The organism is Occallatibacter sp. (assembly GCF_049582745.1).
Classification (GTDB): domain Bacteria; phylum Acidobacteriota; class Terriglobia; order Terriglobales; family Acidobacteriaceae; genus Telmatobacter.
Genome location: NZ_JBAUUO010000045.1, coordinates 59,633 through 76,542, shown reverse-complemented (window position 1 = coordinate 76,542; position 16,910 = coordinate 59,633). Strand labels below are relative to the sequence as shown.

The window sequence follows — 16,910 nt, the reverse complement described above, 5'->3', positions numbered from 1 at the left end:
CGGCGAGCGCTTAGGGGCGCTGCCTTCATCGAAGCCGTTCACCGACATGACCTCATTTGAAAAAGAATACAAGAGGCTGTCGGGTCCGAGTGAGGTGCAGGCACTCGTCGTAGCCCAATAACATCTTTTCTCGCTCAAAGTTATTCCTTCCGCTGGCCCGTTATTTCGAACAATAGAACACCTGTCGCAACTGCCGCATTCAACGAGTCGCAACCTCCTTGCATTGGAATGCGAACTACGAAGTTGGCAGTCTCAAGCAGCTGCTCAGAAAGTCCTTGCTTCTCGCTGCCAACTATGAGAGCGGTGGGAAACCGGTATGCAAGCGATCTGTAATCCATCAGCCCAGACGGCGAAGAAGCAACAACAGATACACCGTTGGATTTTGCCCAACACTTGAATTCCGGCACAGAGCACCGCACCAACTTTTGCGAGAAGAGCGATCCCATCGTAGCCCGAATTGTTGCTGGATCGTACGGATCGCAGTTCGGGTTGAGGATGAAGACCCCGCTTACCCCAGCCGCCTCAGCAGTCCGAATGATTGTCCCCAGGTTTCCGGGCGACTCGATCGATTCAACCGCGAGCCATACTGAGTTTCTTGTCGCGCAGAGCAGTTCTAGAGGGAACCACCTCTGCTTAAGAACCGCGCCAATTCCTTGTGGTTCGGTTGCGAGCGTCAGATCGCGGTAGAGTTCGCGCGAAAGACGAGTGCCGTGTACGCCGTGCTGACGAAGTCGGCGAGCGAGTTTTTGGCCAAATGGATTTGATAGAACCGAAGGGTCCAGAAAGACGGATTCAATTGAAGCGGAGTGCTCGACGGCGCGTGCAAGGTGACGGATGCCTTCGATGATGTAGCGTTGAGTACGAGAACGGCCTTGATAGGTCTGAAGCGAGCGGAGTGCTAGAAAGCGGGGATCACGGGGGGAACTGACGACTGGGTACGTTTTCTCATTCATTTCCTCCTTGCGGCTGTGTCATGGCACCGCTGCCATAAAGGTATTGAACTCCATCGTTGATTTTCCCATAACGGAAGGCATTTCTCCAGGCCGATGAGCGGCCCGCAACTTCCGATTCGCGGTCCGACTGTCTGCACGGCGATCAACCGCCTCGCTCAAGACTGTGGCAATGATTCTGAGGGGATTTGACCAGAGCCGGCACAGCAATGACCCTAGTCCGGACGGCGACGAGGATCGATCTTCAGCAGAATCGGACATCTAATCCGACGCGTCGTGTCGCTAATTTAGTTCAGTTCCAGTGGCTGTTTTGATGGCTGTTCGTTTCCAACTTTTGTGCATCTCGCTGCGATTTACTGCAAGACAAGTATTCTCCATATCATATTGACTATAAAACTCTTATGCGGCAATCTGCGACAGATTGCGACTCGGTGCAAATTGGCCAAAAACGGACTTAAAATCCGCAGACCTTTACCGGTCGTGGGGGTTCAAGTCCCCCTCCGGGCACCATAGAATCAATAAGTTATAGCAAGAAACCTCGATTAATGAAGTGTGCAAAATGGGTGCTGGTACCACCCTTGGTGCCACTTTGTTCCGACTTTGCTAGGATCGCATTCAGGAGGCAGGTTCCCTATGCCGAGGAAGGTGGTTCGCAAGGAACGAGGAGTCTTCGAGAAGGACCCAGGCTCCGACATTTGGTGGATCCGTTTCAAAGACGCTGGAGTCGAGCATCGGGAGAAAGTGGGTCGACGCGGCGATGCCATCAAGCTATACAAGATTCGCAAGGCTGACATACTCCGTGGCGTAAAGATGCCGGCGAACATGAAGGACAACGGCATCAAGTTTTCGGTGCTTGCCCAGGAAGCGATTGACTGGTACGTCAATCACGAGCGCAGGGATGTTCGGAATTTTAAGGGGAGGATGAAATTCATCCTGGAAGCCTTCGCCGACCGAGTTGCTGACGAGATTAAGCCGTCTGACATTGATGGCTGGATCAGCTCACACAAATGGTCTGCCGCGACCGAGAATCGCTACAAAAATGTATTCGGGAAGACGTTCAAGATCGCGTTGGCCGACGGCAAGGTCACGAACAATCCTGCGAGGATGGTCGAGCAACGAGCCGAGAATAATGCCCGCATTCGGTTTCTGTCGGCAGGTGAGGAAAAGAGGCTGCGCGAGGCGATCAAGAAAAGATTCCCGAAGCACATGCCGGAATTCGATGTAGCACTGAACACAAGCATGCGAAAAAGTGAGCAGTTCAGTCTGGAATGGCCCCAGATATCGCTGTCGAGGAAACGCATCAAATTAGAGAGAACAAAGAACGGAAGCGATCGAGAAATTCCCCTAAACAAGACCTGCCTCAACGTTCTCGAAGCGCTCCATGCTATTCGGCCTCACAGTGGTCGTGTCTTTCTCTCCAGATATGGGCGCGATTTGAACGATCCCCGCGCATGGTTTGAGCTTGCGCTCGAAGAGGCAAACGTGAAGAACTTTCGCTGGCATGATCTGCGTCACACTTTCATTAGTCGTCTGGTCATGAAGGATGTAAACCTTCGAACCGTACAAGAGCTTGCTGGCCATAAGACAATCTCGATGACGACGAGGTACGCGCATCTGGCGCCGGAACACAACCAAGCCGCGATCGAAAAACTAATCCGGCGGCAGCTTGAGCTGCGGGTGTTAATGAAGCTTTTTCGCCCCAAATGTCGGAGTGCTATCGAACCCCTCTCTTTGCGGCAGGAAGCGGCGCATCGATTCGTCCGCAGAATGCTGACTATTCCCTGCATGAACGGAACTGCTTGGGCTGCTGGACCGGACTGAATCAGGATGGTCTTCCCGCGCGAAACGCCGGACAGCACTAGCCGGAATAAGAATCTTGGCTCCCACCCGTCGAGCAGGAAGGCGTCCAGTGGTGATGAGGTAATCGATGGAACGAATGCTCAAACTGAGTGCTTCGGCGGTGTCACGCCTGGAATAGAGCAGCTTTTCGACTCATCGATCCATGCACAAGCTCCTTTGCTGAACCTGAATAGCGCTTTTAAGCAGGTCTCAATTAGAGTTGCAAAATCTCCGCATCAATCAGATCGGGTGGCGGGAATTTGTTCGGTTCTCTAACACAAGCTGACCTCGCTTTCCCAAAGATTGCGCCCAAATTCCACCTCCGTCCGAGACCTTTTTAGGCAAGATTGATGCCAGAAAGGCATCAGGGGGACGCTCCCAGATACCGACAGGAATTGAAGGGAGTAACCGGGCGCGCTAGAGGAGTCTTTCTCAGCAAATTCGTAAACTCCTATTCCCCGCATTTGAATCTACCGGGCCTTCCTGAATGACCAATGAAGCTTGCCCTCATTGAGAAGTGCTTCGCACATCGGAAGTGCAACCCCGTAGTTGCAACCAGGAGAGCGCACGTTAACGCCGTCTGCGACAAAACTCTGGTGAAAGGTCGCCCTCAAAGAATGAAAGAGATCCTTGTCGGAACGGCGTACATGATACGTCCGAGTGATGCCTATTCAAGCTCTCAAACCGTTGGAATCGGTGCTCGTCTACCCCAGCAATCGCACTTCGATCACTGAGGATCGCCTTTGGGATCGCCGTCTCCGTTCACGGTGAAGAATTGGGCGCGAACAGGCCAGAAATGTTGGTGCCAAAAGGGTCCAAACTTGACATCCTATTCCTTCGGATTCCCGGCGGAGACCTAACGATAACTGTCAGGTATTGACGATGACCGAAGAAGTCTTGGACAGCAGATCTGAGTGAGATCAATCTCTCCTCAACGACCTGTTTGTGCGGGGTCGAACGCAAAAATGGAGGTGTCCATGAACCTCTCGTCCCAAGAGCCAAAGTGAATTCGCAAATGACCGATATCATCTCCGTCAAGCTTCACCTTTCTCGCCCTCATTTCGGCACAGAACGGTTGGCCAATCCACACGACCGTTGCTTCCTTCCAAACCGTCTTTGGAGGAGCGGACGCTCTGCGCATTCAGGTGTCGAACAGCTCGCGGAGAAGAGGTCAACGTGGCAGCCTCCGTGGAACCCATTGGGGCGGTGAGAAGGCGTGATCCGGTGTTTAATTCCGGGGTGGAGCGACGACGGTGCTTCTCACCGGATGAACTGTGTACGGAGGCGCCAACTGTCGCAGGAAAGCGAGTCTTTATCATTGGCGGCGGCAACTCGGCCGGCCATGCTGCCCTGTTCTTCGCCAAATACGCGAGTTCAGTGACAATGCTGGTCCGCGGTCAAGATCTGAAGGGTAGCATGTCGCAATACTTGATCGATCAGATCACTCTAGTGCCGCACATTCCGATGGAGACGGAAACTCTGGTGGTCTCTGCGGACGGCACGGATTGCTTGAAATCCATTGAAACCCGGAAGGCGGTAGGTCCTGTTATTCGCCGCGCTGCAGATGCACTGTTTGTCATGATCGGCGCCGATGCAGTAACCCATTGGTTGCCAGCTCAGCTCCAACGCGAAAACGGCTTTGCCTGCACGGGGCGCGAGGTGAGCGACCAGCCAGGTTGGGCGGCAGATCGTGCTCCATTTCTGCTGGAGACAAATCTTCCCGGCTTCTTCTGTGTAGGGGACATTCGCTACAACTCGATCAAACGCGTTTCGAGCAGCGTAGGAGAAGGCAGCATAGCCGTCGCTTTCGTTCATCAACATCTCTCGTGCTGCTAAAGCAGAGCATTCGTGGCGTAGCCAAACCAGGTTCATAGCTATCGCGCGCCGCTGGCTGCCGGGAACTCGCTGACAGATCAGGTTCGGTCGAAGAACCCCTCGCAACCGCCATGGTCGACCAGAAATTGCCAGCAATGAACGATGTTTATATATTTAGATAGATATCTCTTTTGAGTGGTGATGCCCCTGGATCATCCCAACGTCCAACCTGCCGATGCGGAACGCACCGAAATTGAGGCTGTTGTCGAAGCGCTGGCCAGGTGGCCACGACTATCCCAACTGCTTCGGTATATGGGGGAGAGTTTCTTTTCTGGCAAGGTTGACAATCTAAATGAATACAACATCGCAACTGAAGTCCTCGGCCGCTCCAAGACCGTATTCAACGCCGCAGATGACGCGATTGCCAGGGTCGAGACTCACCGGCTTCGAAAGCGCCTTACCGAGTTTTACGAAAAGGAGGGAAGAGATCATCAGATCCAAGTAACTCTTCCGCCCGGAAGCTATGTTCCAGTGTTCATTCACAAGCCTGAAGGAGGACTACCCTCGCCGGTTTCAGCAAATATCTCATCTGCCTCACAATCTGACCTTTACCAGAAGAACTGGCGTCCTGTATGGCTTACTCAGTACTGGAAATATGCGATATCCGCGGCGTGCCTTGCGTTTGTCGCATTGGGAATCTTCCTATACCTTCATACGAGAGCGTCCTCCACGCGTCTAACGCTGAATGGCGGTTCGGCGCCAGCGTCGGATTCCGCGGCTCTTCAACCTAAGGGCTCCTCTCCAGAGATTCGACTACTCGCGGGCTACAGTGGCCCACCGAGGACTGATAGCGCCGGGAGAGCCTGGAATCCGGATCAGTATTTCTCCGGGGGCGGCAGTTGGCAGCGCGCCCCGGGTTTCATCGCAAGGACCAGTGATCCGTTTTTGTTTGAGCATTCACGAACTGGAGACTTCTCCTACAGCATTCCGCTTAAGTCAGGTTTCTATGAACTGCATCTCTTCTTTTCGACCCCCGTTAAATCAAGCGAAAGCACTTCGTTCAACGTAGGAATCAATGGAGAATACCCGCTACTGGGATTCGATATAAACGCGGATGCCCTCGGGGAAGATATCGCCGATGAGCGTGTATTTCGTGATGTTTCTCCGGGGAAAGACGGCTTCCTTCGACTTCAGTTTGTAGGCGCAACCGGAGTTCCCTCGCTGAATGCGATAGAGATTCTACCGGGGATACCGCATGCACAACTTCCGATCCGACTCATCATGCAAACCACACCAATAACGGATCACGACGGTCGGCTGTGGCACGCGGACAACTACTACATGCACGGACGCCTGTCCGCTCAGACTCATCCGCTTCCGCACTCTCCCGATCCGGATCTTTTTTCCGGAGAGAGATATGGGCATTTTACCTATGCGATTCCCGTCGACACGCGCGACCGCTATACGATCATCCTCCACTTCGCAGAGTTCTACTTCGGCTCCGGATCGCAAGGGAACGGAGGAGCGGGTAGCCGGATCTTCAAGGTTATGTGTAATGGGCAGACACTGCTTGACGATTTCGACATCTTCAAGGAGGCTGGCAGCCTAAACGAACTTACTGAAACCTTTCGTCACTTGAAGCCCAGTGCACTAGGGAAGCTGAATCTCACCTTTGAACCAATCGCGAACAATGCGACCGTCTCTGGAATTGAGGTTCTGGACGAATCCAAATGAATTACGTCTCCTGTTCTGTTGATTGGGTTGTAGCGGGATTCCTGTAAGAGGACTGGTTCGCTCCGGTTGAATCGCAGGGAGCATTTCTAGTCGACCTGAGGTTGGCCGCGCTTCCGCTTTACCCCCCAAATAGAATTGAGCTTTTGCCGAGGATAACCCCTTGGGGACGGTAATTGTGTTCAAGGCTATTTCTCGCTCACCTAGCACCGCACCCCTTCAGCGCCATGTAACAAGTACTTTGCGTTTCGTACATCGATTATTGTCAACGACGTACAACGTTTCATGGCATCCGTACAAGATTGAACTTCACTGCTGCTTTCAGCATGTGGAGGATTCGTGTCGATTCATTTCACTGGAATCACGCTGCACGAAGAGCTCTGGGGGATAGAAACGATCCGTCCAAGTAAACGCTTACGTTCAAGTTTACTAGACATCGGATTATCCTCCAGACAAATGCGCAAGCGGATGAACGAAGGCGAGGGGTGTGCTTCCCGAGTTCTCGTTCGCGCCGCAGCGCACTGCAGGGTCTTCCAGATCCCTATCTTTCTCGCAGTTCGGTCTGCGAGGAAGTTCGGGAGGCAAAGAATATGGGCCGCAGCAAAGAGCCCAAAGGCTGACAAATCGAAGGGGAGCCTCGTCGGTTTGCGGTGGGCAGCAGATAGGGAGAGAACAAATGAATTCTGTGCTTCATTCGGGGTTGGCCAGAGGTATTTGGGCAGGCTATAGAGCCTGCCTCGTCGTTATCGCGGTTGGGCTGTTGCTGACGGGATCTACGGCAGCATTTGCACAATCAATTTTCGCAAATCTTTCCGGTACTGTTACGGACACCAACGGCGCGGTGCTTCAGGGTGCCAAAGTCAGCGTTCAGAACACCGATACGAAGGTGGCCCGCCAGTTCGTCACGAACAGCTCAGGGTTTTTCTCGGCGACCCAATTGCCGACAGGAATCTACAGCGTCACGGTTGAGGCCAAGGGCTTCCAGAAATGGGCGGGCACGGGCATCGTTCTGCAATCAGCCGATGATAGGAGCCTCAGCATTCCGCTCAAGGTCGGCGCCGAAACGGTGACGGTCGAAGTGAGCGCCAGCTCAGACGAGATCGCGATGTCGGACTCGGGCGCGCGCATGAACCACATCGACTCCAATGAATTGCAGAAGCTCTCGCTGGTTGGCCGCAACTCCCTCGAGTTCCTGAAAACCCTTCCTGGCTCTGCCTTGCAGTCGAACGGGGGCACAAACAGGGCCGCCAGCAATGAGATTATCGGAATCAACGGTTCGGTTGGCGGCGCCAGCAATTTAGGTCAAGTGACCATCAACGGCCAACAGGGTGCGGGACTCTCGCTCAACCAGGACGGACAGAATGCGATGGACCCCGGCTCGATGGGTGGGAACACTCCTATCAACCCCAATCCCGACATGATTTCGGAGTTAACCGTTCAGTCCTCGAACTACGGGGCCGATAACGCCAAGGGGCCGGTGGTCATCAATGCAGTCACCAAATCGGGTGGACCGCAGTTCCACGGCGACATCCACTTCCTCGAACGGCACTACGGGATGAACGCGGAGGACTCCTTTAACAAGTTGACAGAAGTGCAGAATCCGGACTCCTATAAGCCGGGATCGCTTAAGGGTGGCGGGATTTACTCGTATCCAGGCTTCAGCGTAACCGGTCCGGTGATCCTCCCGGGGCGCCCATTCCACAAGGTCAGGAATAAGCTCTTTTTCACCGAGTTCGCTGAGAATTACCGGCAGCTCATCGACGGCGGCCTCACGCGCGCCTACGTTCCCACAACAGCAATGTTGAATGGCGACTTCAGCGGCATGTCTGCGTTGACAAGCGGGGGTCAGAATGTACCGTACAGCGATTACAACTGGCTGAACAGGCTGGCGAGCACGCCCACGGCGGGTTCAGGGGTGACCAGCCTGCGTCCTGGCTGCACGATCAACGACGGCGTAATGTCTGCCGCCTGCTTGGCCTCGGACAACGCGTCCCAGATACTCATGAAGTCCGGCCTGCCCGCCCCTACCTCGCCGACAATTGATGCCAAGGGGTTCAACTATGTCACGCCGGTACAGGCCCATCAGAACGATCTCCACAACTCCGTTAAGCTGGACATCAACGTCTCCGACAACACCAAGGCTTATGTGAATTGGAGCCATCAGTCTGAGAGAGCCCATTGGCCCATGGGGCTATGGACGACGGCTGGCGATGGCACGCTTCCCGCGCCTAGCCAGACCAACGCTTTCAACAGTTCAGATCTCTACACGGCGAACTTTGTGCACGTCTTTTCGCCGACGATGACCGTCGAGGCTCGCTACGGATATACGCACATGTACGAGCCTGGCAGCCCGCAGAACTCGTCGAAGGTCCTGCGCAACGAGATGGGCTTTCCCCAGAAGGGCGTCTTTGGAAATGCCAATGCGCCTGTGGCTCTCAGCTGGGGTGCAGGTATCTCTACCATGGGAGATATTGGACACGACTATCATCCAAACTTCTATTCGGAAAAAGGAATTCCGAGCGGGGCAGCCGATCTTACCAAGGTCTTCAACACCCATACCGCCAAGTTCGGCGGCTTCTGGGAGCACGTCTACAATGTGCAAGATAACTGGGCCCAGTATATGGGTGTCTTTGACTACAGCTATTGGGATAACTCAAGCCCTTCCGGAAACGTCTACGCTGATGAGCTGATGGGCATTGGGTTCCATTACACGGAGCAGGCCTATGTGTCACCAACCAAGATGATTTGGGACGACTTCTCGTTCTATGGCAACGATCACTGGAAGCTCAATCGCCGAGTGACCGTTGATTATGGCATGCGTTTTGAACACTTCGGCGTAGCGACTGCCGACGGACCATACGGTTCAATCACCTTCAATCCGAAGGCGTACCAGGCAGGGGTCAAGAACACCGGAATCTCCTACTACGGAATCAACAAGAGCGTTCCGAAGTCCGGCGGCACCGCGGCCGGTCTGGTCTACTCGCCTCGATTTGGTGCGCAATTCGACGTCTATGGCAACGGGAAGACCCGTTTGGGTGGCGGCTGGGGCATCTTCCGCTACTACCCCGGCTTCAACCAGGGCCCAGCGGACTCAGCCAAGGGATCGATTTATTGGAGTTGCTCAGGAGGCGCTGACTGCAGTACCTGGGAGCAAATTGACAGCCACATCAACACCGGCGGAGCGAACTCCTCAACGACCACATGCGCAGCAGGCGTCAATTGCGCTCCCGCCATCGTCCTGGGCGTGGAGTCGGATTACACCAATTCGTCCGTTGGGGTCATTGATCCGAAGAACCAGGACCAGCCCTATGGCGTTACCTACAGCCTGAACCTCGACCAGGAGTTGGGGCACAAATTCTTGTTTGAAATGGCCTACGTCGGTAACCACACCAACCTTGGACAGGCCAGCGTCAACCTCGATTCGGTTCCAATCGGCGCCATGAGCGACGCTGCTGCCGTAACGGCTAAGTGTGGCGCGCTGGACGCAACACTGGCAGCAATGCAGACTGACTCGAAATGCCAGCAGTTGTTCCGTCCCTACTCCAACTACACGGGCTTAACTGCCAACGAAAGCGCCCAGAAATCCCAGTACGATTCGATGCAAGTGAGCCTGAAGCGGAATGCGGGCTGGGCGGTGTTTGATTTGAACTATACCTGGGCCAAGAACCTCGGCAACAGTGCTTCGACAGCAGCGTACAAGGACTATGGCGTACACGAATACTGGTCGGTCCTGAGCATCAATCGCGGGAACGTCCTGAATGCCTCGTACGTCCTCTCAGTTCCGGGGCTGGGACGCGGAAACCACTTTGTTCGCGGCGCTGCCAGTGGCTGGCAGGTTTCTGGAATCACTACGATTCAGTCTGGAGCTCCGGTGTCTGCCAGCAGCGGGTACGATTACGGCATGGGAACTACAGGAACGGGTGCGGCTGCTCAGCTGGTTGGATCGCCGGATGTCAATCTCAGGCCGGTTCTGACCTGCAACCCGAGGATGGGTCTCAAAAAAGGCCAATATATCAATCCTGACTGCTTAGCGGCACCAGTTACAGCTAGCGATGGGATTGGCAACGGACGTTCTGCATACATACCGTTGCCCACCTACTGGAACAGCGATCTGACGCTGCTCAAGAATTTCAAGATCGGTGAGCGTCAGAATGTGGAACTCCGCTTCGCCGGGTTCAATTTCTTGAACCACCCGTTGACGTCGTTCTCCAATGGGGACTCGAACCTCAAGCTGAGCTTCGATAGCACCACCCACAAGCTGACGAATGGAAACGGCACGAGCGCAGCGAATGGCGGAGGAGCGTGCCCTGGTCCGACTTGCAAGGACTTCGGATATGCGGACTATACCTACGGCCATCGTATTCTCGAGGCCGGCGCAAAGTTCAGCTTCTAACCCTTACACCTGGGGCGACTCTTTGGTCGCCCCAGGCATTATCCTTTTGTATGCGTTCTATAATCTCCGGACTCCTCGTCGTCTTCTCGATGACGGCCTCCGCCGCTACAGCTCCGGCCCGATTCGAGGCGGTCGCCAGGCAGGCCGAGGCTGCCAGAGTCCAGGATCGTGTTTCGGATGCGATACGCTTGTATCGCGAGGGCACAGATCTGCGTCGGTCGTGGGCAGACGGTTGGTGGTATCTTGGCAGCTTGCTCTACGATCAGGATCGTTTTGCCGAGGCGACTGCCGCCTTCCAGCACCTTCTCGCCAGCACCTCACACCGCGGCCCCGCCTACGCCTTCCTTGGTCTCTGCGAATACGAAACCGGCAAGTACGATGACGCATTGGTGCAGTTTCGCGCCTGGGCAGGCGCGGGCTGGGCAGGTACGCCGGAACTCCGCGACGTGGCGGTATTTCATTTTGGCCTCCTACTGACGCGGGACGGCAGATTCGTCGAGTCTCTCTATTTGTTGGCCACGGTGGCGCCGCGCCTCGGCGACGTTCCCGGACTTTCCGAGGCCATGGGCCTGGCTTCCCTGCGCATGCGCAATGTGCCCGAGAACTATCCTCCCGAGATGCGCGAACGCGTCTGGCTGGCGGGGAAAGCAGCATTATATGACGCGCAATCTCCCCGGGACTTTGCGCGCGCCGATGAGTTCGCGGTGCGTTTGGAAAGTCGCTATCCAGGGGAACCTGAAGTGCATTCTTTCCTCGGCACGATCTATACGGTCCAGGGGAAGGCCGTGGAAGCCGAGCGCGAGTATCGCGAAGAACTCAAGATATCCGCCAGTCATGTGCCTTCCCTGGTGGCACTCGCAGGAATCGATTTAGAGAAAGCCGACCTTGCGGAGGCTGGTCTCATGGCGCGGCGGGCCGTCAATGCTGACTCCAGCAATGCCGAGGCGCACCATCTTCTCGGACGTGTCTTCCTTGCAAATGGCGATCTGCATGGAAGCTTGAGTGAATTGCAAACCGCAAAACAGCTCGCACCGGACAGCCCCGGCGTGCGCGCCCATCTGGCGATGGTCTACAGCAAACTGGGACGAGCACAGGAAGCAAAGGCCGAGTCCGCCGCCTTTCTCACGCTGAAGAACAAGGAAGACGTGATGGCTTCAGCGAAAGTGAAGCTGGGCGAAACGCAGGAGAAGGTTCATTGACTCGCAAACTGCTTCTCGTCGCTTCTCTTGCCTTGTGTGCTTTCGCCACTCCGAGCGTGACATCTCAAAAACCCTCCGCTGCGTCCGGCATGAGTTTTAACCAGTTGCTTGAGGCTGCGGAAAAGGCACGCGACCAAAACCGTGATGACGAAGCGATCCGGCTTTTTCGGCGCGCTGCCGCCGAACAGCCAGAATCGGAAGAGGCCTTGTGGTATCTCGGCTCAATGCTCTACGAAAAGCAGCAGTACTCTGAAACGCGCGATGTACTGCGTCGATTCGTGACCATTCGCCCCGATGCGGGGCCGGCATGGGCACTGCTTGGGATGAGCGAATTCCAGTTGCGGGAGTATCCCCGCGCTCTCGACCATCTGCAGCGCGCCATGGCGCAGGGCATGGGCGACCGCAAAGAGATGGTGCAGTCAGTCTTCTACGATGTCGCAGTCCTGCTTACCCGATTCGAGCGGAGCGACGACAGCATGGATATGCTTCTGAAAATGCTCGCGTCCGGCCCGCCAGACCCAGCCCTCATTGAGCCCGCCGGCCTCGCGGGACTTAGATTGCCTCTCCTTCCCGCCGAAATACCGCCGGACCGTCGCGCACTCGTCGATATGGCCGGCCGTGCTGTTGTGGCCATGCAGACGCAGCACTACGAAGAAGCTGACTCTGCATTCAAGCAGCTGGTTGCTGCGTATCCGAATGAACCCGGTGTTCATTTCCTCTATGGTGCATATCTCGTGCAGTTGCATCCGAACGAAGCGATGCCCGAGTTCGAGCGTGAGCTGGAGATTTCGCCCTCTCACGTTCTTGCCCGGATCCGGCTTGCAGACCAACTGATCACGCAACGCGACTTCGATGGCGCTTTGACACTCGCTCAGCAAGCTATCAAGCTTGAGCCGAAACGCCCTTCCGCCCATATGCTTGCCGGTGAGGCGCTGTTAGCTAAGGGCAATGTGGCCGACGGCATTAAGGAACTCGAGATTGCGCGTGCCGACGATCCAAACGTGAGCAGAGTTCACTGGGATTTGTTTCGTGCCTACGCGGGCGCGGACCGCAAGGAAGACGCCAACCGGGAGAAGCAGGAAATTGAAAAATTGCTTCACGCTGATTCATCGAAGAGCCCGCAGAATCCTGGGAGTGCCTCGCACAAGTCGACCGGACCTTGATGGCATGTTATGACTGATCGTAATGAGGGCGCGCATTCGTCTGTGTCATGAATTGCGCGAATTTAAGCGAAGCTTGTATTTCTGAGGAATCTTCTTGCAACATCGACTTCTGCCACACGCCGCGAAAAGAGCCATTGCAATAGTTGCGTGGTCGATCGGCTGTTTTCTCCTGCATCGGGTGGAAGCAACCGCACAGGAGCAAACCTCATCTCCCATCCATTTTGTGCCCTGCCCCATCGAGTTTTCGCTCGACAGCAGCGAGAGCCCGCAACGGCACGCGCCGGAGACGATGGCGGGAGGGGTTGCTGTCTTTGACTACGACCGCGATGGAAGGCCCGATATCTTTTTCACCAACGGAGCGGATATCAATACGCTCAAAAAGGACTCGCCCAAGTACTGGAATCGCCTCTTCCACAACAACGGCGACGGCACCTTTACCGACGTGACAGAAAAGGCGGGCCTCAAGGGAACCGGCTTCGATGTAGGCGTGGCCATCGGCGACTACGACAATGACGGCTACGACGATATCTTCGTCGCGGGCGTCTACCGGAACACGCTCTATCACAACAACGGCGACGGCACGTTCACTGATGTTACCGAAAAGGCAGGCCTCGCTCACCCCGACAAACAATATGGGCCGCTCTGGTCAGTCGCCGCTGCATGGGTTGATATCAATAATGATGGGCGTCTCGATCTGTTCGTCGTCAATTACCTGTCTTGGGACGGCACGAAGGAGCCAGACTGCAAATATAACGGTAAACCCGAATACTGCCACCCGAAGTTCTACAAGGAACTGCCGAGCCAGCTATTCCTGAACAATGGCAATGGAACATTCACTGATATTTCGGAGTCCGCCGGCATCCGCGCGCATCCTGGAAAAGGCATGTCCGCGGCAATCGCGGATTACGACAACGACGGTCTTCCGGATATCTTTGTCACCAACGACAAACTCTTCAACTTCCTTTACCACAACAAAGGTCACAACCAGTTCGAAGAAGTTGGCTTTGGCCTCGGAGTAGCCTTGCCGGAACATGGCAACCTGATCTCCGGGATGGGATGCGACTTCCGCGATCTGAATAACGACGGCTTCCCGGATATCGTTCTGCCTGCGCTTCAGAACGAAACTTTTCCCATCTATCAGAACGTCTCGGGAACCGCCTTTGAGGAGGTTACGGCGCGGAGCAAGATGACGGTGCTCAGCAATCCCATGGCGGGATACAGCGTGAATATCGCCGACTTTGACAATGATGGATGGAAAGACATCTTTGTCAGTCGCGGAGATGTCGCGTCTCCTAACATGTCAGACCGGAATCATGTGGATCAGCCCAACACCGTGTTTCGCAACTTGAACGGGACATGGGCCGCCCTCACCGAGGAAGCCGGATTTACGGCGCTGCCACCGCGCAGGCACCGAGGAGCCGCGGTTGCGGACCTGAATGGCGATGGAAAGCTCGATGTTGTTGTCGCCGCGCTGAGTGCTCCGGCAGAGATCTGGATCAATGACAGTCAGGGAAAAAGTCACTGGCTGGAGTTTTCGCTCCAGGGAACCAAAAGCAATCGCGATGGCATCGGCGCCCGTATCAAACTGACCGCTGGAGGCAAGGTCCAATTCAATCACATGACGACAGCGAGCGGTTACGCGTCGTCGAGTGCTGGACCGGTTCACTTCGGACTTGGTGAGGCACGCGTGGCGGACGAGGTCGAAATTCGCTGGCCTTCCGGAACGATCCAGACGCTCAAGAATGTGGCGGCCGATCAGGTGCTGCAGGTGAAAGAGCCTCGTTAGGGTTGCCACGGTTTTGAGAATGCGCGGCTGGTAAGAGGCTTGACAAGCGATGCGATCACTCGCGCAATCACCGGACTCTGCTGAAAGAAGTCCTATATTTAATCACACCGGAATGCCGGCAGGAGCAAGATTCCATGATGGCGCTCGATATGCAAGCACGCGCGATTCCAAAACTCTCGACCAGCGACCGTCTCAATCTGCCAAAAAAGGACGCAGTCCAACGGGAATTCTCAAGGCTCCATTCTTGCACCCTCGTTAATTTTCTTCTCGGCGCCTTTGTCTCGACGGCTTTCCTTGCTGCCCAGGAGCCGCCGAAGAACACCACGCCAGAATCGGGGACTGTTCTGCGGCAGACGGTGCGCCGCGTGCGTTTGGATGTCGTCGTCACCGATGCGCAGGGACGGCCCGTTACGGGTTTGCGGGCATCCAGTTTTCGGGTTGCTGAAGATGGCAAGCCGCAGGCGATCCGCCAGTTCGAATACCACAGAGATGAGGTTGCAGAAGCTTCTCTCCCAAAGCGGCCGCCGCTGCCTCCGCACACGTTCATGAACTTGCCGACGGCGCCGGAACGCGGTCCCTTGACGGTCCTGCTCTACGACATAGTGAATACTCCCGTGAGCGACCAGTTCTATGCGCGCGAGCAGATGATCAAATTCCTGAAAAAGAATCCAGGGCGGCGGATTGCCATCTTTGTCCTCGCCGATCGGCTCCGTTTTCCGCAGGGTTTCACCTCGGATACAGATTCGATCCTGCGCGCGATAGGCGTGCTCGCCACCCAAACCCAAATCCCCCTATCGTACCTTCCCCGATCCGACATCGATCTGGCGGCTGGACTAGGGAACGGCAAAGACGGAGATCACGCCGCTAAGGTATTCATTGAAGCGACGGAGAGACATGAGGTGGCTCGGTTCGACGACCGCATGGATCTCCGCGTGGGCATGACCCTGGATGCGCTTAAGCAAATCGGCCGCTTTTTAGCCGGGACTCCAGGCCGTAAGAACCTGATCTGGTATACGGGTTTCGTTTCCCGCCACTCTCTTTCCAAACTCGGCAGACTCTGGTCGCAACTACAATGGTGCCCTGAAGGCCGTAATCAATCAGTTGTATTCCGCCGAGGTCGCAGTTTATCCCATTGATGCTCGCGGGCTACTAAAGGGTATCAGTTTCGTCGAAATCACGACGATGGACACCATCGGGGAGCAGACGGGCGGACGGGCTTTCTACAATACCAACGGCCTTAAGGAGGCGCTGGAAACGGCCGCCGACGACGGCAGTTCTTATTACTCGTTTCTCTATGCGCCAACCAACGCGAAGTACGATGGATCGGTGCGCCATATCAAGGTTCAGGTTGGGCATGGGCAGTATCATCTTGCCTACCGGAGAAACTATATTGCCGATGATGTTGATTCCATCGCACAGAGCCAGGGCGCGGCGGATCAAAGTGGTGCCTTTCCGGATCCGACACCCGCCTCAGCCAAGTTGATTGAGACAGCCGCGCAGTTTGGCTCGCCCCTCTCCCATCAACTCGTCTTCGCGGCTCACGTGGATGCCATCGGAGAGCCCGCGCCGGCGACAACGGAGCAGATGGCCGCGCTTGCGCCCTATCGGAAGCAGGCCGCTAAGGTCGCGCACAGGGAGTTTGTTCCGCTCACCACTCCGGTTCCCATGCAGCAGTACGCGGTCACGTATGGGGTGCTGGCCAGCCAACTGGAACTTCCCAAGTCTGCAAACCGCGTCTACCATTCGGATCTTTCGATAGCGGCATTGGCCTACAACGAAGACGGCGAGACCCTGTGGGGTACAAAAGCGCGGCTCAAAGAGGCCATTCCGGCGTCGAAGATCGGCAACATTCGCGAGGATGGTGACCAGGCGCTCCAAACGTTTTATGTTCCCGTCGAAACGGCAGTCATCCGCCTTGTAGTTTGCGACGAACAAAGCGGACGAATCGGATCAATGGAGGTTCGCTTGCCATTGCCGCCGGACCAGAACGTGCGGTGATGGCGATCTCCCGATGCCTGAATGGAGGAGCCTGCC

General features: G+C 55.6%; 10 protein-coding genes and 1 pseudogene. 9 read left to right on the top strand and 2 right to left on the bottom strand.

Annotated features, from left to right (window positions below; genetic code table 11):
- Positions 1–140: 140 nt before the first annotated feature.
- Positions 141–953: a TrmH family RNA methyltransferase gene (locus WCA10_RS05930; RefSeq protein WP_472821582.1), complete on the bottom strand. Its 813-nt coding sequence runs from the start codon at positions 951–953 to the stop codon at positions 141–143.
- A gap of 819 nt (positions 954–1,772) precedes the next feature.
- Here WCA10_RS05930 and WCA10_RS05925 point away from each other — a divergent pair.
- The gene (locus tag WCA10_RS05925) at positions 1,773–2,771 is read left to right on the top strand and encodes a tyrosine-type recombinase/integrase (RefSeq protein WP_472821581.1); all 999 of its coding nucleotides are present in this window, start codon (positions 1,773–1,775) and stop codon (positions 2,769–2,771) included.
- Positions 2,772–2,795: 24 nt separating this feature from the next.
- On the opposite strand, the pseudogene WCA10_RS05920 reads toward WCA10_RS05925, so the two are convergent.
- Positions 2,796–2,933, bottom strand: a pseudogene (locus WCA10_RS05920) (hypothetical protein); the annotation flags it as partial.
- 1,032 nt (positions 2,934–3,965) lie between these two features.
- Between WCA10_RS05920 and WCA10_RS05915 the strand changes: the two are divergent.
- The 8 genes from WCA10_RS05915 to WCA10_RS05880 all read left to right on the top strand — a co-directional run bounded on the left by WCA10_RS05915 (position 3,966) and on the right by WCA10_RS05880 (position 16,874).
- Positions 3,966–4,625: an NAD(P)/FAD-dependent oxidoreductase gene (locus tag WCA10_RS05915; protein WP_472821580.1), complete on the top strand. Its 660-nt coding sequence runs from the start codon at positions 3,966–3,968 to the stop codon at positions 4,623–4,625.
- A gap of 180 nt (positions 4,626–4,805) precedes the next feature.
- A complete protein-coding gene (locus tag WCA10_RS05910; protein WP_472821579.1) occupies positions 4,806–6,338 on the top strand; it encodes a malectin domain-containing carbohydrate-binding protein in 1,533 nt (510 codons plus the stop codon).
- Positions 6,339–7,011: 673 nt separating this feature from the next.
- Positions 7,012–10,728, top strand: a complete 3,717-nt coding sequence (locus WCA10_RS05905; RefSeq protein WP_472821578.1) for a TonB-dependent receptor — start codon at positions 7,012–7,014, stop codon at positions 10,726–10,728.
- A 50-nt stretch (positions 10,729–10,778) separates the two neighbouring features.
- Positions 10,779–11,927 carry a tetratricopeptide repeat protein gene (locus WCA10_RS05900; RefSeq protein WP_472821577.1) on the top strand — a complete coding sequence of 383 codons (1,149 nt, stop codon included), beginning with the start codon at positions 10,779–10,781 and terminating at the stop codon, positions 11,925–11,927.
- On the top strand, positions 11,924–13,090 hold the full coding sequence (locus WCA10_RS05895) for a tetratricopeptide repeat protein (RefSeq protein ID WP_472821576.1): 1,167 nt from the start codon (positions 11,924–11,926) through the stop codon (positions 13,088–13,090). Before WCA10_RS05900 ends, WCA10_RS05895 begins: the two co-directional genes overlap by 4 nt.
- A 94-nt stretch (positions 13,091–13,184) precedes the next feature.
- Entirely contained in the window at positions 13,185–14,876 is a 1,692-nt protein-coding gene (locus WCA10_RS05890; protein WP_472821575.1) for a CRTAC1 family protein, read from the top strand.
- Between the two features lie 134 nt (positions 14,877–15,010).
- Positions 15,011–16,012 carry a VWA domain-containing protein gene (locus tag WCA10_RS05885; protein WP_472821574.1) on the top strand — a complete coding sequence of 334 codons (1,002 nt, stop codon included), beginning with the start codon at positions 15,011–15,013 and terminating at the stop codon, positions 16,010–16,012.
- A 46-nt stretch (positions 16,013–16,058) separates the two neighbouring features.
- Positions 16,059–16,874: a hypothetical protein gene (locus WCA10_RS05880; RefSeq protein WP_472821573.1), complete on the top strand. Its 816-nt coding sequence runs from the start codon at positions 16,059–16,061 to the stop codon at positions 16,872–16,874.
- Positions 16,875–16,910 lie beyond the last annotated feature (36 nt).